General features: G+C 35.5%; 14 protein-coding genes. 3 read left to right on the top strand and 11 right to left on the bottom strand.

The genetic code is table 11. The annotated features are described in order from the left end of the window. Positions 1 to 71 precede the first annotated feature (71 nt). From D8M06_RS04915 to D8M06_RS04945, 7 genes are all read right to left on the bottom strand, one after another. Complete coding sequence (locus D8M06_RS04915) at positions 72 to 785, bottom strand: ThuA domain-containing protein (RefSeq protein ID WP_121203244.1); 714 nt, start codon at positions 783 to 785, stop codon at positions 72 to 74. A 54-nt stretch (positions 786 to 839) separates the two neighbouring features. Beyond that, positions 840 to 1,874: a LacI family DNA-binding transcriptional regulator gene (locus D8M06_RS04920; protein ID WP_121203245.1), complete on the bottom strand. Its 1,035-nt coding sequence runs from the start codon at positions 1,872 to 1,874 to the stop codon at positions 840 to 842. Positions 1,875 to 1,955: 81 nt separating this feature from the next. Then, on the bottom strand, positions 1,956 to 2,774 hold the full coding sequence (locus tag D8M06_RS04925; protein ID WP_121203246.1) for a carbohydrate ABC transporter permease: 819 nt from the start codon (positions 2,772 to 2,774) through the stop codon (positions 1,956 to 1,958). After that, positions 2,774 to 3,634: a carbohydrate ABC transporter permease gene (locus D8M06_RS04930; RefSeq protein WP_121203247.1), complete on the bottom strand. Its 861-nt coding sequence runs from the start codon at positions 3,632 to 3,634 to the stop codon at positions 2,774 to 2,776. The genes D8M06_RS04925 and D8M06_RS04930 overlap by 1 nt, the downstream gene beginning before the upstream one ends. Before the next feature lie 138 nt (positions 3,635 to 3,772). Continuing rightward, positions 3,773 to 5,089: an ABC transporter substrate-binding protein gene (locus D8M06_RS04935; protein ID WP_121203248.1), complete on the bottom strand. Its 1,317-nt coding sequence runs from the start codon at positions 5,087 to 5,089 to the stop codon at positions 3,773 to 3,775. A gap of 381 nt (positions 5,090 to 5,470) precedes the next feature. Next, complete coding sequence (locus D8M06_RS04940) at positions 5,471 to 7,402, bottom strand: glycoside hydrolase family 15 protein (RefSeq protein ID WP_121203249.1); 1,932 nt, start codon at positions 7,400 to 7,402, stop codon at positions 5,471 to 5,473. Positions 7,403 to 8,000: 598 nt separating this feature from the next. Continuing rightward, the gene (locus D8M06_RS04945; RefSeq protein ID WP_121203250.1) at positions 8,001 to 8,756 is read right to left on the bottom strand and encodes an acyl-[acyl-carrier-protein] thioesterase; all 756 of its coding nucleotides are present in this window, start codon (positions 8,754 to 8,756) and stop codon (positions 8,001 to 8,003) included. A gap of 333 nt (positions 8,757 to 9,089) precedes the next feature. Between D8M06_RS04945 and D8M06_RS04950 the strand changes: the two genes are divergently transcribed. The 3 genes from D8M06_RS04950 to D8M06_RS04960 all read left to right on the top strand — a co-directional run bounded on the left by D8M06_RS04950 (position 9,090) and on the right by D8M06_RS04960 (position 16,066). Beyond that, positions 9,090 to 11,594, top strand: coding sequence for an EAL domain-containing protein (locus D8M06_RS04950; RefSeq protein ID WP_121203251.1), 2,505 nt, complete (start codon positions 9,090 to 9,092; stop codon positions 11,592 to 11,594). 43 nt (positions 11,595 to 11,637) lie between these two features. Continuing rightward, positions 11,638 to 14,871 (top strand): response regulator, encoded by a 3,234-nt coding sequence (locus D8M06_RS04955; protein WP_121203252.1) that lies wholly within the window; start codon positions 11,638 to 11,640, stop codon positions 14,869 to 14,871. Between the two features lie 343 nt (positions 14,872 to 15,214). Continuing rightward, entirely contained in the window at positions 15,215 to 16,066 is an 852-nt protein-coding gene (locus D8M06_RS04960; RefSeq protein WP_241558836.1) for a CheR family methyltransferase, read from the top strand. Positions 16,067 to 16,185: 119 nt separating this feature from the next. Here the strand turns inward: D8M06_RS04960 and D8M06_RS04965 are convergent, their stop codons facing one another. The 4 genes from D8M06_RS04965 to D8M06_RS19805 are packed head-to-tail and all read right to left on the bottom strand — an operon-like array spanning position 16,186 to position 19,417. Next, positions 16,186 to 16,923, bottom strand: coding sequence for an exonuclease domain-containing protein (locus D8M06_RS04965; protein ID WP_121203254.1), 738 nt, complete (start codon positions 16,921 to 16,923; stop codon positions 16,186 to 16,188). Beyond that, positions 16,920 to 17,906, bottom strand: a complete 987-nt coding sequence (locus D8M06_RS04970; RefSeq protein WP_121203255.1) for a DUF294 nucleotidyltransferase-like domain-containing protein — start codon at positions 17,904 to 17,906, stop codon at positions 16,920 to 16,922. Before D8M06_RS04970 ends, D8M06_RS04965 begins: the two co-directional genes overlap by 4 nt. A 5-nt stretch (positions 17,907 to 17,911) precedes the next feature. Beyond that, the gene (locus D8M06_RS04975) at positions 17,912 to 19,222 is read right to left on the bottom strand and encodes an ammonium transporter (protein WP_121203256.1); all 1,311 of its coding nucleotides are present in this window, start codon (positions 19,220 to 19,222) and stop codon (positions 17,912 to 17,914) included. Between the two features lie 51 nt (positions 19,223 to 19,273). Further along, entirely contained in the window at positions 19,274 to 19,417 is a 144-nt protein-coding gene (locus D8M06_RS19805; protein ID WP_158591730.1) for a hypothetical protein, read from the bottom strand. Between the last annotated feature and the right edge of the window lie 22 nt (positions 19,418 to 19,439).

Below are 19,439 nucleotides of genomic sequence, written 5' to 3' on the forward strand. Positions count from 1 at the left end.
TTTAAAACACACATTTGATATAGAAGAGACTTCATTTATAAACTATATACTTCATAACTAAAATCTAATACTCAATCCAGTTTTTCTAATGGCTGATGATTTCCGTAACTTGGTGTTGGGGTGTTCGTATTTTTAGCCCATTTCACACCATTTTTTATAACTGTTTGAATCTCTTTGTTATGGTAAGTTGGATATGTTTCATGCCCTGGTCGGAAATAAAAGATTTTTCCTCTTCCACGCTTAAAGGTTGCGCCACTTCGAAAAACTTCGCCGCCTTCAAACCAACTAACGAAAATCAACTCATCTGGTGCTGGAATATCAAAATGCTCTCCATACATTTCTTCTTTTTCAAGTTCAATGTATTGATTGATTCCTTCAGTAATAGGATGCGTTGGATCAACCACCCATAGCCTTTCTTTCTCATCTGCTTCACGCCATTTCAAGTCACAGCCTGTTCCCATCAATTTTTTAAAGACTTTGGAGAAGTGACCTGAATGCAGGACGATTAATCCCATACCATCCAACACACGCTGTTTTACTTTTTCTGCAACATCTTCTGATACCTCATGGTGCGCTTTATGTCCCCACCATACTAGTACATCTGTTTCATCTAACAATTCATCTGTTAAACCATGTTGTGGTTCATCAAGTGTAGCTGTTTTCACTTGAAAATTTTCTTCTTTCAGAAATTCTGCTATGGTACTATGAATACCATTCGGATAAACCTCAGAGACCACTGGATTTTCTTTCTCATGTCGATATTCATTCCATACTACTACGTTCATTTACATAACCTCCTATGTCATCAGGCGAACGTTTGCACCATTTGGTAAAAAAAATTATATTTTTTCTGTTTGATAAGCCAGTGTGGATTCCCTTTTAATAATATTTGTTGGGATAATAATACTCTTTTTAAACATATCTGGGTTCTTAATTAATTCAATAACACTCTTTGCCGCTTCATATCCTAATTGAAACGTTTGAACATCAACGGAAGTCATTGGTGGAGTAGATAGCTGAGAAATAATGGTATTATTAAAACTAATAATGCTCATATCTCTAGGAACCTTTACTTTTTTATTTCCTAACGCGGACATAATAACTAAAGCATTCACATCCGTAGATGCTACCATTGCTGTTGGTGGCTCGGGCATATCTAGTAACTTTCCTATTACTTTTTGTACTTTATCCATGTTAAATGGAATCATCTGAATATAATTCTTTGGAATATCCAAATCGTACTTTCTCATAGTAGTTTGATAACCTTCCAACCGATCCAGCACTACCTGATAGCCAGGATCATCACCCAGAAAACTGATCCGTTCATGACCAAGCCGAATTAAGTATTCTGTCGCTTCCATTGAGGCCCGAACATTATCATTATCAACGTGCATAATCCGATTTGCATATTTTACCGGTTTCCCTATCACCACAAATGGAATACCGTTTTCCAATAAATACGGAACAACTTTATCATCTTTCTTAGAATAAGATACAATAATCCCGTCCACTCGTTTCCCTTGAACCATTTTTACGACTTCTTCATAAATCGACTCCTCTGAGTCAGCGGTCGTTAGTAAGATACTATAATCCTGGTTATGACATTCTGAACTTATACCACTTAATAATTCAGGAAAGAATGGGTTATATAAAGCTTTTGAGGTTGCGTGTTTCATAACTATTCCAATCGTCTGTGTTGACTTTTGGACTAAACCTCTTGCATTAAGATTAATATGATATCCCAATTCCTCCATTACTTTCCTTACTTTTCTTTTCGTTGGTTCGCTAATTTTTTCACTATCAGAAATCACACGTGACACTGTTGATGGTGATACATTTGCGTGTTTTGCAACATCTTTAATTGTAACTGACATAGCCAATCAACCTACTTCCATAATCCATGTTACCTCTTATTATACAGATTTATTTTTCGTTGATAAGAGGTAGTAAAAGATTTATTTTACAGCTCCATCCGTTACACCTTTAATAATTTGTTTTTGCGCAATAAAATAAACAATGATAACTGGTATAATGGCAATTGTTAAACCTGCTAACGCTAAATGCCATTGTTTTGTATATTGGCCAAAGAAAAAGAACATTTTCAATGGAATAGTTGCTGTTTCTGCATCCAATACTAGAGATGGAAGTAAATAGTCATTCCATATCCAGATTACATTTAATATCATTACCGTAACGGATATTGGTTTTAACATTGGAAATACGATCTTCCAGAAAATTTGCCATTTGTTTGCACCATCAATCGTTGCTGCTTCATCCAAAGATACTGGAATACTTGCCATCGCTCCATGGTATAAGAATATAGATAAACTAGAACCAAAACCAAGGTACATAAAGATTAATCCTACAGGGTTCAACATATCTACTTGGCCAAAAAGAGAAATAAGCGGAATCATTACGGATTGAAACGGTATCAACATAGCCGCTACGAATATCATAAAGATAACGCCACTTAACTTACTTTTATTCCGAGCTAGCGCATACCCAGCCATAGAAGAGAAAAGAACGATGATTCCCACACTAGCAACAGAAATAAAAATAGAATAACCGAAAGAACTTACAAAGTCCAAATCAATAAAAGCTTGTTTAAAGTTTTCAAACGTCCATTCTTGAGGGATACCTAATACATTAGAGAAAATCCCGTTCTTTGTTTTAAAGGCATTCACAATCATTAAGTAAAATGGAGATATCCATAACAAAGCAAGGAGGATTCCACAAATTTCAACTAGTAATTTATTTCTCCTTTTCTCCTTCATTATAAATCTACCTCCCGTTTCTTATTGTAATAAACTTGAGTAAGTGCTACAGCAGCAACAAGAATAAAGAAAATAACCGCTTTAGACTGAGCGTATGCCATATCGAACTCACTGAATGCCGTATTATAAATCTCCATTGCAACCATTTGAGTAGAATTGAATGGACCACCATTTGTTAGTGCTAAGTTTTGATCATACAGTTTAAAAGCATTAGAAAGTGTTAAAAACAAACTAATCGTAAATGCAGGAGCAACGAGCGGAAATTTTACATTCCAGAACCGTTTAAATGCATTTGCCCCATCGATTTCTGCTGCTTCCAGTAATTCTTGTGGAACGCTTTCTAAGTATGCAATATAAATAATCATGATATAACCTGCGTATTGCCATACATTTAAGATTACAAGACCCCAAAAACCAGTTTCAGTAGTTGATAACCAACCTCGTAAAGCTTCCATGCCTAACGCACTACCAACAGCATCAAATGCACTGATAAAAATAAACTGCCAGATAAAACCTAAGATTAATCCACCTATTAAGTTAGGCATAAAGAATACAGTTCTTAGAACATTGCTTGATTTCATTTTTTGTGTAACTAACAAGGCTAATCCTAGTCCAATTACGTTTACAAGTATAATGGATGCTACGGCAAACTTAATTGTAAACCAGATGGAATTCAGGAATTCCGTATCCTTAAATACTTCAACATAATTTGCAAATCCCAAAAATTCAGTTGCTTTTAATCCATTCCAATCCGTGAATGAAAAAACAAACCCATAGATAAATGGTAAAAACACGACAAGACCTAAGGCTATTAATGTTGGTGTAACAAAAAGCCAAAATGATACGCTCCGATTTTTCATCCAAGAGCACCTCCACTTTCCAACAATCAAAAAATTTCTTAAAACATCGTAAACGTTTAACCTATATTAAAATAAGAAGCAGCCAACAAAATAGTAGAAATTATTTTGTTGGCTGCGTGAAATTACTTTTACTTAGCTTTACTGTCTAGCTTTTTCCCATCCTTCTATGGAAGCATCAAGTACTTCCTGCCATTCTATATCGCCACTTAGATATTTTTGAATGTTTACAGCTAGTACGTCTTCATTCCAACCAACTGGTGTTGCCATAAATGTCCAGCCAATCGTCTTACCTTCAGCCGAATAGTTGTACACTATTTGTGATAGAGGGTCAGCAATTTTTTCTGTATCATAACCTTCATAAGCTGGGATGAATTTAAAATCATTTAATACCATTTCTTTTCCTTCTTCAGAAGTATACATCCAATCTAAGAAATCTTTTGCTGCTTGTTGTTCTTCGTCCGTTTTATTATTATTTACTACCCAGTATTGTGGAACACCTACTGGTAAATGATCTTCCAAACCTTCAACAGGCATTGGAATCATGCCAATATTGTTTTCCGCAAATTCTGCATCCATTTGTTCAATGGTAGGGTAAACCCAGTTACCTTGCTGAATCATGGCAACCTTTCCAAGGGAGAATAATTGTTCTACTTGTTGAGAGTAATCAAGGCTTAATACTGGTTGAACAGAATACGTACTTTGTAAATCTACCATTCTATTCAACTGATCACCATTATCAAAGTTAATGGTTTCTGCTTCAAAAGCAGAAATGATATCGCTATCAAATTCAGGAGCAATGTAAGTGTTTGCTGTATGATTTCCCATTACCCATAATTCTTTAGCAGGGTATGCAAACACTGCTTCAAGACCTAATTCTTCTTTTTGGCTATCTAACGTAGCTACCGCTTCTTCTAACGCATCAAATGTAGTTAATTCATCTGGATTGATGCCTGCACTTTCAAATACTTCCTTATTATAGATAAGTCCATAACCTTCTTGCGCGAAAGGTAAACCTAATACTTGATCACCCTCCGTAACACCGTTAAGTGTTCCTTCTAATGCTGCATCTGCAGCTGCTGTATCGGATAAATCTGTTAAATAATCTCTATATTCTGCTACTTCTGTTGGTCCGCCTACATTAAAGATTGTTGGTTCATTACCTGAAGACATTTGAGATTTTAACGACGCTGCATAGTCATTACCTCCACCAACAGTTGTTACTTTAACGTTAACATCTGGATTTTCCTCTTGATATAAAGCTACCAATTCTTCAAATTGTTCTTTGAATTCTACCTTGAATTGGAAGATATCCAATGTAACTTTATCTCCTGATGCTTCATCTGAACCAGTGGATTCACTAGATTCCCCTTCATCTGATCCACATCCAGCAATTACTAACACTGCTGCTAAAGCAAATACGATGAACATTTTTGATAGAAACGATTTGTTTCTCATCCTAAATCACCCCTAATATTTTTTAATCCCTTTTTTGAAACCGATTACATCTTATTGTAAAAAATATAGATATTCTCAGTTTTCAATTGGTATGTAGTAAACAACCTTACTTCCAATTGACTTAATGCAATAAAGGGAAAACGTTTGCATTAATTAATTATTATATTAGCATAGGATTTTAAAAGTGGCAATACTTTTCTATTATTTTTTCTGATTTTTAATAGGTTCACTCATACAATCCCAAATAAAATCAGCATTTTCACCATTCTGCTATTTAATATTACTAAAACACAGAAAACGATTGCACCATACTTGAATTCGACTACAAAAACCGAATAACTTTCCTAGAGTCATTCGGCTTTTTTATATAGAATTTCTTATCTAAATAGAACCTTTTTTTGTAAATTCCTTAATAGCAAGAACGTACATTGCATGAGACCATGTTAGTGGCATTACCCATGATGGTTCATTTGTTTTTTTGTCAATTTGTTCCGGTAACAATCCTAAGTGATTAGCATGTTCTGTTGCCCAATTGAACAAATCATTGGATTTACTATGATCGGACGTTCTTTCTTTATGAATGGCCAGCCATAAAGTTGAAATTAACCAAGGATTACCACCTATATAGACATCACCAGGGAATCGTTCTAATCCTCCAACATGTTTGGATGTACATGTATCTTCTATTGTTTGTACTGTTTTTGAGAATTTAATATCGGTATCATCAATCATTTGAAAAGGGTAATTTAGTCCTAACAATGATATATCTGGTGTCGCATCTTCTAAAAGGATATATTCAGAAACATTTTTACTGTTTTTTTCTATACTTGTCCTTTTCCCCGTCCTATTCGCCTTATCAAATTGATCTTTTGTGACCGTGAGTTTTAGCGACCGATTAAAGCGTTGTTCTGCATGATTCCAGCCAACATCACTAACAGCTTCCTTCAGTTCACTTGCACACTTACGGTAGTCAACAGCAAGTTGTTCTTCACCTTGAAGCTCAGCTATTTCTGCAGAACCAATTAGTCCGCCATAGACTGCTGCTGCAGAATATAAATGTTCTCCAGTTCGTTTTTCCCATAGGTCTTTGGACGGTTTTGGCAATTTAGTATTAGGATCAATAAAGGAACATAGGAAGTTAGCACCTTTTCTAACACTTGGCCAGATTTCATTACGAAAATCCTCATCATTTGTTACTAGATAATGCTGATGTATTCCCCATAAAATTGAGCCTGTTTCATCAATTTGCAGTCCCCATGTTGGTGCGAGAACTCCATCTGTATAATGCCTTTGGTCCCAAGACCCATCTTTGCTTTGAATAGATATCATGAATCGATAAAACTTACTTACTAAGTGATGATATCCAGCCGCATCCACAGCCGATGCAATAAACGCTGCATCTCTGCCCCAACAGTAAGCATATCCCCCAGAATAGTCATAGTCTTCATCTACTTCTGGACCTGCAATAAATGCTCCCGTTTGTTTATTTTGAAGCAAATGGAAAGTTAAAATGGATCGCTTGTATATCCCATCTACTTTCTTACTTTGTATGTTGTATTTATTTCTTTTTTTCAGGACACTTGACCAATAATTTAATGTTTTTGCTCGCAGCTCTTCCTCACCATTCTGTTTCAATTGCTTTATATGCTTATTTGCTGCTTCTTCTGTTTCTTCCATAGTGATATAAATGGTGAGTTTCTTTGTTTCTTCTGCTTTAAGAGTTCCTAAGTCTATGGTGAAAGCGCCTTCGCTGTCATTTAAAATCGTCCTACCCTCTAGCTGATTCTGCTCTAATTGTTGTAATGCTTTACCAGATTGATAGGCCGTAATAGTCTCTGTTGCAGTGATTACCATTGTTTCATTTCGATGGTAATGAATTAGTTGATCCTCTTCCACCTGAAATTTAGTCGTTTGAAATCTAGTACTTCCAGAAAGTGCCGAATCTGAAAAATAAACAAAGGCACAAGGCAAATCATTACTTGACATGTTCTTTATCTCGAAATTTCTAACCAATACGTTTTCATTTGGTAATACATAATCTACTTGGTTTACTTTTACTCCTTTACCGATATGAGAAGTTAATAGAATATTGCTATCTTCCATGTAAGATTGTGAATGGTTAAAAGACTCTTCGTGGAAATATACTGGTTTCGTTTGGTCTTCAATTAAAATTCCAGCCCACTGACGATTGATTCGATCATTAGAATCTATTCTTGGCCAATTTAGTCTCTGAATTTCACCATCTTTGGTGAGTGAGACCAGCATTGAACCATTGCCAATAATTCCGTCGATTAAATAGGGTTTCTTTCGCATCCTAACATCCTCATTTCTATGCTAAAGTACACTCCAGTTGATGCAAACGCTTGCATTGTGTTTGCACAGAAATAATATCAATTAATTATGGAGCTGTCAACACATTCTTGACGGAATACGGATAAAAAGGCTACTATCTTTTAGAAAAGCACCTTTCATGATTTTTGCGGTTTTTAAATGGTATAATTGATAGATAATCCTAATAACTTGAATTCATAGTAATGTGCTTAATCCCGCTGCGGAAATACACTACGCTTTCCGCGGGCGCTGCTGAGCCTACTCCGAGCTATCGCTCTCCGTTGTCTCACCTAAGCTTTTCGTCCCGCAGCGAGAGTACTACTTGATTAAGCTTCTTTGGCCTTGCGCCGAGGAACCTACTGCGGAGCGTTACTTTTGGATGCAGGTGCAGTTATGGTCTTTCCGCGAGGAGGCTGAGGCCGAGCCGTGAGCGAGAGCAATTCTGAATGAAAGTAATCCGCAATCTATGCAAAAACATGGAACAAAATAACAATTTTTTTAAAAATAGCCTTTAGAATAAATCCATTTACTATGACTTTCATAACAACAAAAAACAGGAACGTTTAGTCCCTGTTCTGAATTATTTCTTCTCTATTTCTAACTTTGCCTTAAATACGACTTTATCTTCTTTTTCATTCAATCCTTCAATGTAAATCTGCTTGGAAACAACATCTGAAGTATCTTTCTTTAGAATAATGGAATCTCCTGGTAAGGCTTCTTGATTAAAGTTTACTTCCATAGCTTTTATTTCATGTGCTTTGTGTTGTTCAATAGGAAAACAATCCATTATAAAATCAACATATTTAGAATTATTTAAATGTCCATTAAAATCGACGTCACTATACCCTATAACTTTTTTATAGGCGGTTTCAAGGCGGTCCGTAACTTTTAAGCGTTTTAGTTTATAATCAATTGCCCGTTCTTCCACAACAGAAGGATATGTTAACGAAATGTGCGCAGGTCTTTTTAACTTTCTTTCTTTTAAGTCCATAATTACCCATGCTGATATTGCACGAATAATTGATTCCCCATTTTGATCACGGACAATGAAGTCTCTTTCAAATTCTAATCTTCCAGGCTCTTGTGGCCACGTTTCTATCGTTATTTGCTCATCCCATTTTGGCATCCGTTCGATTTCTACACGAATTCGCATAAGTATCCAGGCTACACCGTACTTTTCCTCTAACTTATCAATTCCAGCTCCTAAATCCGCTGCAGACAAACTAGCAACTTCCTGAAAATAACTAAAAAGTGTACTCCATTTCAATCGTTTAGTAAAATCAACATCTCGCAGATCAATATGATAATTCTTTTTAAAAACAACAGTTTGTTCCATTTTGTATACTCCTTATACTCTATCTAATCTAGCTTTCATTTTATCATAAGAAAGATATGTTAACATTTTTGGTCATTCATAGAACCATTCATCGTCGCCACTTATAGGAAGACCTTCCTATCTCCTCTTCCTACATCAATGAATAAAATAAGAACACCGAGTGATACTTGTTAATCTAGTTTTCGATTAATATATAGATAAGAGATAAACCATTAATTAGCTATGGGATTATTTAGTAGTTCAATTCAGTAAAATAATAGACCTTTTTTCCTATTACATGTGATAATCTATACATATGTAAAAAATTGTCGTTAGGAAAAGAGGTAAATCACAATGAGTAACCAAGAAAAGATAAATATACTCTTAGTTGATGATCGACCCGAGAATCTTATTGCTATTGAGGCAATTATTGAAAAAGATGAATATAACCTAATCAAAGCTTCCTCAGGAGAAGAAGCACTGAAGCATTTACTGAAATATAAAGTCGCATTGATTTTATTAGATGTTCAAATGCCCGGTATGGATGGCTTTAGTACAGCAAAGATTATTAAAGCACGTGAAAAAACAAAAGATATCCCTATTCTGTTTATCACAGCAAACAACATGGAATCCGAACATATATTTATGGGATATTCAGTCGGAGCCATCGACTACATACTAAAGCCTGTGGACCCACTAGTGTTAAAAGCCAAGGTAGAAGGATTTGTAGATATATATAAAATGAAACAACAACTCCTCCAGCAAGCACAAACTTTAATAGATAAAACAAAGCAACTGGAAGAAACAAATGCTCAGTTAAATGAAATGACGGGAAAACTTCGCTTTTCGGAAGAACTTGCAAGTGCTATCAATGAGACCTCCATTGACTCTATGTTCATATTAGATAGAGATGGCATTATATTACGATGCAATCCTTCTGTAAACAATATTTTTTTTCACATTGGCACAGAGCTAATAGGTGAAAATATATCTATTTTATTTACTGATGAAGAATCTAAAAAATATATAAATTGTCTATTAACAAACATACAACATACTGGAAATCTTCAAGGCGTTGAAAAACAAAAAGAAGTGGTAGCAACTCGTAAAAACGGTTCTACCTTTTTAGCTGAAGTACAATTTGGGTTAAAAACGGTCTCTGATATTATTATCGTTGCTTGTACCATTCGGGATATTACGAAACAAAAGAAAAATGAAGAGTTAATCAAACATATGGCATATCATGATTTTTTGACCGATTTACCAAACAGAAGATCTTTAAATGTAACTCTTACTGAATACTTAAGGCATGCCAAAAAATATAATCAATCTCTAGGTGTTTTGTTCTTAGATATGGACCGCTTTAAAAATATTAATGATTCCCTAGGTCATATGATTGGTGACCGTGTGCTTCGTGAAGTATCAAATCGGTTGCTGGACACCGTACGGGAGAAGGATTTTGTTTCAAGAGTAAGTGGAGATGAATTCAGCATAATCTTGCCAAATACAGATAGAGAAGGTTCATTAGAAATTGCTGAGAACATTATCTCATCCTTTCAGAAGCCTTTCATCATTGATAATTTCGAACTTTATCTAACCACGAGTATTGGATTAAGCATCTTTCCATATGATGGAGACAATGTTGCTGAATTAATGAAGAATGCAGACACAGCACTTTATCGAGCAAAAGAACAAGGGAAAAATAAATACAACGTTTTCCATACTGGTATGAACATGCAAACCTACCGATCCTTTATCATGCAAAATGATCTGCGTAAGGCAATTGAAAACGAGGAATTAGAACTTTATTATCAACCAAGAATTAATTTACAAAACCAGCAAGTCCTAGGTGCAGAAGCATTAATTCGGTGGAATCATCCAAATTGGGGAATCGTCCGTCCCAATGAATTCATTCCATTAGCAGAAGAAACAGGACAAATTATACCAATTGGTGAATGGGTATTAAGAAGTGTTTGTGAGCAAATTTGTTCATGGGAAAATACAGAGTTATCCCCTATTCGAATTGCAGTTAATTTCTCTGCTAAACAATTTTTACAAGTAGACCTAATAGAAAGAATCCAACAAATTCTAGACGAAACACAAGTAAATCCTCAATTACTGGAAATTGAAATCACGGAAAGCGTCTTACTAAAAAATGAGGAACTAACATTAAAAACATTGCAATTACTAAGGAAAATGGGGATTTCTATCAGTATTGATGATTTTGGGACAGGGTATTCTTCCTTACATTATCTTAGCCACTTGCCTTTAAATAGTTTAAAAATTGACCAATCTTTTGTTCAGGGGATAACGGAAAATGAAAGGAAGAATAAATCAATCATCACTTCCATCATTTCGCTTGCTAAATCATTAAATCTCTCTGTAATTGCCGAAGGGGTAGAAACAACGGAACAACTCCATTTCTTAGCAAGTCAAAATTGTGATGAAATCCAAGGATATTTATGTAGTCCTCCAGTTCCAGCACTACAGTTCATAGAAGCAATACAAAATAATGCATTTGTACCTATGATTAGTGAAAGAAAACATACTGCAGTTACAGATATCTCTCAGATGTCTGCTACCATGGAAGAAGCAGAAAGGCAAAATATTATTAAGGAAGCTTTGGCACAAATAAAAGAATTATACCGAACAACTAGTCGGGAATTAGAAGTGTTTGAATTAATACTTGCCGGATTAAGCAATAAGGAAATATCTGAGAAATTATTTATTAGCGAACACACCGTAAAAAACCATATTTCTAAAATTTTTCAAAAACTCCAAGTAAATGATCGCGCTCAAGCAATGGCTATGGTCTATCAACTATGTATTCAAGAAGGAGAAGGACTGGCTAATGAGTAGATAATCATGGCTAGAAATTCTCTTTTGAAAGGGATGAAATCCATTGAAAATCAGAACTAAATTGTTATTGGCACTTAGTACATTACCTATATTATTAATCCTTCTTGTTGTTATTGGCAGGACCCAGGTTAGTAACTTCAATAACATTAGCGATACACTAGAAAAAAATTATGAATTAACTACGTTAGCTGAAACTATTCATCGCGATATGAAAGACGAATCAATCGCATTACGCAATTTGCTTCTCTATCAAAGTGAAACTACTATTCAAACAGAGATAGAAAACATTCGCTCCATCAGTATTAGAATATCCGAGAACATAAATGCATTAGAAACACATGCCACTACTTCAGAACAAAGACGTTTAATAGAACAATTAACATCAGCCAATAAGCAATTTAATGACTATAAAAATGAAGTCATTTTATTGGTGAACAATGGAGATACCCAACAAGCAATTTCTCTAATGGATACGGAATCAGCAGATCTGCATAACCAATTTTTTGAATTAATACCTGAAGTAACTACCGCTTTTGAATCTGATATGGTCTCTTCCATACAGACTGCCAAAGCAGATTTTAATAGGTACGTAATGATGGAATCTATTATATTAGGCATTGTTATTATATTTATTATGTCCATATTATTTCGAAGTGTCTGGATGCTGACATCACGATTAAACAAAGTCTCGAAGATTATGAGCAGAATTGCGAATGGTAAAACAGAACTAAATACAAAAGTAGAAGTCCTTGCTAATGATGAAATTGATGAAGTTGCCCAATCATTTAATCAAATGACAGCTTCTGTCGAGGAAAAAAGAGAGAAAGAAAAGGATTTAATTTGGACGAAAACACACCTGGCACAAGTTACCACAAACTTAAGTGGACAAAAGTCGGTAGAATCTTTATCTCAAACATTTCTCTCCCAAGTGGTTCCACTAGTTAGGGGTAGCCATGCTGTCTTTTATGTAAAAGAAGAAATGTCAGAAATAAAAGATCCTATTTTCCAATTACGTGCATCCTATGCCTTTAAAGAGCGAAAACATATGACAAATGAATTTCATCTAGGGGAAGGAATAATTGGTCAAGCAGTACTTGAAAAAACACCAATTATTTTATCGAATGTTCCATCTGATTACATTGCAGTTAAATCTGGTTTAGGAGAAGCTCCTCCACTAAACCTTTATGTATTGCCCATTCTATTTGAGGGAGAGGTAAAAGCTGTCTTAGAGATTGGATCCTTTGAAACATTTAGTGAGAAGGAACAAGATTTTCTTGAAGAACTTATTGATGACTTTGGAATCATTCTGGATAGTATTACTGGAAGAATTAAATTAGCAAAGGCATTAGAAGAGTCCCAAACCCTAATGGAAGAAATCCAAGCACAGTCCGAAGAACTACAAACCCAGCAGGATGAGTTGAAGACAACCAATGAGGAGCTGGAACAACAGACAGAGGCATTAAAACGTTCAGAGGAGAAACTTCAACTACAGCAAGAAGAACTTGAACAAGCTAATGTGGAATTAGAAGAAAAAGCAAATAGCTTGGAAGAACAAAATCGTAAGTTTGAACAAAAAAACTACGAACTGGAAACTGCACGAGCAGAACTTGAAGAAAGAGCAAAACAATTAGCTCTAAGTTCAAAATATAAATCGGAATTCCTGGCAAATATGTCACATGAACTTCGAACACCGTTAAATAGCATGTTAATTTTATCAAAATTGTTAGCTGATAATATGGATGGCACCCTATCTGACAAACAAGTAGAATATGCCAAAACGATACACTCGTCAGGAAAAGATTTATTAACGCTAATCAATGATATCTTAGATTTATCAAAGATTGAATCTGGAAAAATGGATGTCCACCCAAGTAAAGTTCTACTAAAAGATTTAACAACCTTTGTGGAAAGCAATTTTAAACCAGTTGCAGACAACAAAAACTTACGATTCCGTATAGAGGTAAATCAAGATACACCTGAATCCCTCTACACAGATGAGACTAAAATTCAACAAGTATTAAAGAATCTTCTTGGAAATGCATTTAAATTCACAAAAACGGGGCATGTCTCACTGTATATAGATTATGATCATTCTAAATCGTTGTTTGTATTTACGGTGCAAGATACGGGTATTGGGATTTCAAAAGACAAACAACAACTAATCTTTGAAGCATTCCAGCAGGCAGATGGAACAACAAGCCGAAAATTCGGGGGCACTGGACTAGGTCTATCCATAAGTAAAGAAATTGCAACACTTTTAGGCGGTACAATCCATGTAGAAAGTAAAGAAGGAGAAGGTAGTACGTTTACTTTTTCTATAGAAAGCTTTGATGAAAAGAAGACAAATAGTACCATTCAAGAGGTCGCTGCCGCTACTGAACACACAGCTAGCAATCCTGATTCAGAAAAGGAAGAAATGGAGCCAAAATCAAATTCAGAATCAACATCTGAAATTGATGACAACAATCACATCAAACGACTTTTGATTGTTGATGATGATTTAAATCAGCGAAATAGTCTGATGGAGCTGATTGGTGATATGAATGTCATCATGAAAGCCGTATCAAGTGGAGTGGAAGCATTAGAAGAATTAAAACGAAGTCCATTTGACTGTATTATCCTGGATTTAGGATTAACCGATACCACAGGTTTCCAATTACTAGAGGAAATCATGGAAAAAAATATAGCTAGCAATCTGAAAGTATTTGTATACACAGGTCGTGACTTAACCTCAAAAGAGGAACTATATTTAAATAAATATGCACAAACTATTATTATTAAAGACGAGCATTCTCCACATCGATTAAAAGAGGAGCTCGAGTTGTATTTAAATCAAAATCTACAATATACTTCACCATTGGGATTACCCAAAAGTGTCATACACAACTCAGAAGATGCAGAACTAAAAGGAAAAAGAATTCTTCTCGTTGATGATGATATTCGAAATGTCTATGCATTATCTAGCATTCTTGAACACTATGGAATGGAGATCATCTTTGCAGAAAATGGACTAGAAGGACTTGGTATTTTACAAAACAACCCAGAAATAGACTTAGTGTTAATGGACATTATGATGCCAGAAATGGATGGATACGAGGCAACTAGAAGAATTAGAGAAATGCCAGATTTCTCAAATCTCCCTATAATAGCACTAACCGCTAAGGCTATGAAAGATGATCGCAAGAAATGCCTAGAAGCCGGTGCCTCCGATTATATTGTAAAACCAGTTGACACAGACCAACTAATATCCTTAATTAAGGTATGGTTGTTTAATTAGGCTCTTTTCGTATAGTATGTTTTTTTTATAAGTATTCAGTTGATAGAAACTCCTGATTTATTTAATTCAGAATAGTTAGCTCTCGCTTACACTTATGAATGTTTTCTGCTGTCATTCGCTCCGGCAGAATACTTGCGGTTCGCGGGCACGGCTTCAGCCTCCTCGCGGAAAAAGCGTAACTGCGCCTGCGTCTACCAGTAACGCTTCGAAGTAGGCTTCCTCTGCGCAAGGGCCAAAGTAGCATAAGGGTATATAGCAGTATTCTTAATTAAAGTAATCCACAGTCTATATAAAATTCAGATGTTCTAAACATTATTATTCTAAAAAGATAGGATTAAAGATGATGAATAACAGGATAAATCCATTTCAATCTTCACCAGAGGAATTAGAAAGATTAGAGATTGAGTTGTTTTTAAAAGGAATATATGAATGGTACGGTTACGATTATCGTAATTATGCCTATCAATCGATAAGAAGGAGAATTTGGCATCGGGTTTATGATGAGAATTTATCTGGTATTCTTGCACTACTAGATAAAGTGTTACATGATACAGAATGCTTAAACAGGTTAATTGCGGACTTTTCCATTAATGTTACGGAAATGTTCCGTGATCCCAAGTTCTTTTTGGAATTTCGTGAAAATGTTGTTCCATTATTAAGAACCTATCCTTCTATCAGGATATGGCATGCTGGATGCGCAACAGGCGAAGAGGTCTATTCAATGGCAATTTTACTCCATGAAGAAGGTTTATATAACCGTGCAAAAATTTATGCAACAGATATAAACCAAAATGTACTGAAGACAGCTAAAAAAGGACTTTTTCCAATAGAAAACATGAAAAAATACACTAGTAATTACTTGCAATCAGGTGGTAAACTAGCTTTTTCCGAATATTATACAGTCACCAAGAATGGCGTTCAATTTCATCCATTCCTTTCGAAAAACATCCTTTTTGCACAGCATAATCTTGTAACGGATCGGTCATTTAATGAATTTCACGTGATTTTTTGCAGAAACGTTCTTATCTATTTCAATAAAGAATTACAAATGAACGTGCATGAACTTTTTTACGAAAGTCTATGCAGATTTGGTGTCCTTGGACTTGGTGACAAAGAAACCATTGCCTATACGGATAAATCGGATTGTTATGATGAGATTAGTACCAATCAGAAGTTGTTTCAAAAGACGAAGTAAGTAAACTTACATCTATTGACATGTAGAAACCTTGATACCAAATCAAAAAAATATTGCCAAAGTAAAAAGCCCTGAAGAATACTACATCATCCATTCTTCAAGGCCTTTCTTTTATCATTTTACTGTTTCATCTTCCCTAAACTTCCATATACTTCATGTAAAGTTAGATACCCTTCTTCTATTAGTTTTATCGTATAAATTTCCCATAACTTAGCTGTTAGAATGGCGTCACCTAAGGCGTGATGGCGATTTTCCAACTTAACTCCATATTGAAAACAGTAGTCATCTAAACTAATTAATGGTTGTTTGGATGGGAAAATCCGAAAAACTAAGGAAGTATCTACAATTCGCTGCTGAAAAACTTTTTTAAATACCTTCCAATTAGCATACTGTAAAAACCTCTTCTCATGTGTGGCATGGTGAGCAATGAGAACATCATCTTGCACAAATTCAAAAAAGGACAAAAGGACTTCTGCAAGAGGGGGAGCCACTCTTAATTCCGACTCCATTAAACCAGTCAATGCTCTAACCTCAGGCGACATTGTCCCAGTAAACTGGACCAATGAATAAAACGTCTGCTCTTTCTCTATTCGGTTATTTCTTAATTTAATTGCACCAATAGATAGTATTTGATCGCCTTGCTCTGGAATAAATCCACTTGTTTCAAAGTCAAAAACAACTGCATCTAAGTGAGATAGTGGAGTAAATAAGCTATTTTGCTTATTCATCTCCTTTTCAATATTACGTAAGAAGGCAAGGTTCTCTGGTTTCAGATTCGTTTTAACCGAAGAATAAACAGTCGTATGGACTTTTCCATACATTTGTCTCATCCATTGAATGAATGTATTGTTACTCATTTCCGAGCAGCCCTTTTTATTATGATTTCTGTCCTTTTTTGCAATTTTTTTATATTCTTTAGTATAGCTTTCAACTCTAATTTTTCCTCTTGATTCAAATTGAATATATTCACATATTGATGACCTTCCCCTTGTCTATTCATACTGTGTTTTAAATTTAATTGAAGGAGTCTCATAAAGGAAGTGTCATGCCCCTTTAATATTTGCGCATAAAAGGAATGGTGCTTTAAGCTTCTCATTCTTTCCAATGTCGAAGTTTCCATGATACCTTCAAGGATAGATAATAGTCTTATCGTATTAACATAAGGGAAAATAGCTACTTCTTTTATATTCATACAACCTGTATATGGACCGGTCGTAATCATTAATAATTGATGAAACAATCCTAAGGCTTGGATGGAACGTTTGGTATTTTCCAAAAATCTAGTTAACAAAATAGGATGTTCTACTGTAAAATGATGAATACATTGTTTTAAGTGTGGCACCATACTCTCATCACCAATCACTATCCTTGCATCATAAAATATTAACAAATATCGTAATGACTTCCATGAATTATCGTATATCCAATTATTTACTTGCCATTCCCATTCTTCTAGTGATTGACACCAAAGGGGATTGGAACTCATTACATTTCCTACACATAATGGGTAACCAACATAGTGCAACCCAGAGCTAAGCTTTTCACCAAATGTTAAAAAATAGGATTTCACCCGCTCATTCTTTTCTTTATAAATGATTCCATGATCTTGATCACTGTAGACTCCCTGCTCCAATCTCCCTGCACTTCCAGTAACAAACCAAGTATAATCACAAGGTGGCAAACCATATTCCTTTATCATGTCGTCTAAAGTGATTTCAAATATGTTTCTCATCATAATCTGATGAAACAACTGTAACTTATCAGCACTGGACTGATAAGTTACGGTATTTTCATCATGCCATTCTTTGATAGATTGATAGGCTGAATGATATCGTTCCATTATGTCTATTCCTTCAATAGAGGAGATGTTTCGCTATTATATGGAAGTATGGTTTCCAGCCCTTTGCTGCGATTATTGTCAAAGGCTTCTGGATAACCGTAACTTCCATGTTCACTCATATCCAGACCAATGAGTTCTTCCTCTTCTGTGACCCTTAAACCATTGAATGCTTTTTTCATCACAAGTAGAATGATAAAGGAAATAGCAAATGCATATCCACCTGAAACAAATACTCCTACCGTCTGCACTCCAAGTTGAGCCAATCCCCCTCCATAAAATAGTCCAGCTTGACCAACTGTTGCTAACTCAGGGGTAGCGAAAAAACCAGTTGATAACGTTCCCCAAACACCAGCAAGGCCATGAACAGAAAGTGCAAATATTGGATCATCTATTTTTCGTTTTTCAAAAAATTTAGCACTAAAGAAAACCAAGATTCCTGCAATAAAACCAATCACAACAGATGCCCAAGTCTCTACAAAGGCACAAGAGGCAGTAATAGCGACAAGTCCAGCTAGTGTTCCGTTCAACATGGTAGGAATATCTGATTTACCTAAAACAACCCATGAAATAAGTAAGGCACTTATCGCCCCTGCAGCAGCTGCTAAAGCTGTATTTAATGCCACAAAAGCAAAGAATCCATCCTCCACTCCTAACGTACTTGCAGCATTAAAACCAAACCAGCCAATAAATAAAATCAGGACACCTAATGCTGTGTAAACTTGATTATGTCCACTTAAATTGTTTGGTGTACCATTTGCATTATATTTACCAATTCTAGGTTTTAATAGTATGGTAGCTGCCAGCGCGGCCATTGCACCAGTTAAATGGACGACGGTGGAACCAGCAAAATCTTGTTTACCATGCTCCGCTAACCAGCCTCCACCCCAAATCCAATGTGCTACAACTGGATATACCAGCATAGAGAAAAGAGTAGCAAAAACAAGATAGACAGAAAGCTTCGCTCGCTCAGCAAATCCACCAAATGCAACCGCTAGAGAAATTCCAGCAAATGCAAGTTGGAAAACAAAGAAGGCTGCCGTTGAATAAGTACTCCCTGCTACTTCCACTCCTGAATAGAAAAAGTCAGACATTCCTACAAAGAAATTTGCATTTTCTCCAAATATAAACCCATAGCCCACTGCCCAAAAGACAATGGAAGATATACCAAATGTAAAGATTGTTTTCCCTGCAATATGTCCAGCATTTTTCATTCTAGTAGAACCTGCTTCAAGTAAGATAAAACCACCTTGCATGAAAATTACTAGAATCGCTCCCAGTAAAATCCACAAACTATTAATAAAAAACAAGTCATTCATGCAAATTCCTCCCTGATTTTATTTTGGCAATGATGAAGGGTTGATCTACCGTTAATCTACGTAGATATCTGCTTCGTTTTTGTTGATAACTGCCCCAAGTTCGTTGATATCCACCTCGTGTTCGTCGATATCCGCTCCAGTCGTTGATATCCACCTCGTGTTCGTCGATATCCGCTCCAGTCGTTGATAGACCACTAGTCCTCCTACACAACAAATC

This window comes from Oceanobacillus halophilus (assembly GCF_003628505.1).
GTDB classification, from domain to species: Bacteria; Bacillota; Bacilli; order Bacillales; family Amphibacillaceae; genus Oceanobacillus; species Oceanobacillus halophilus.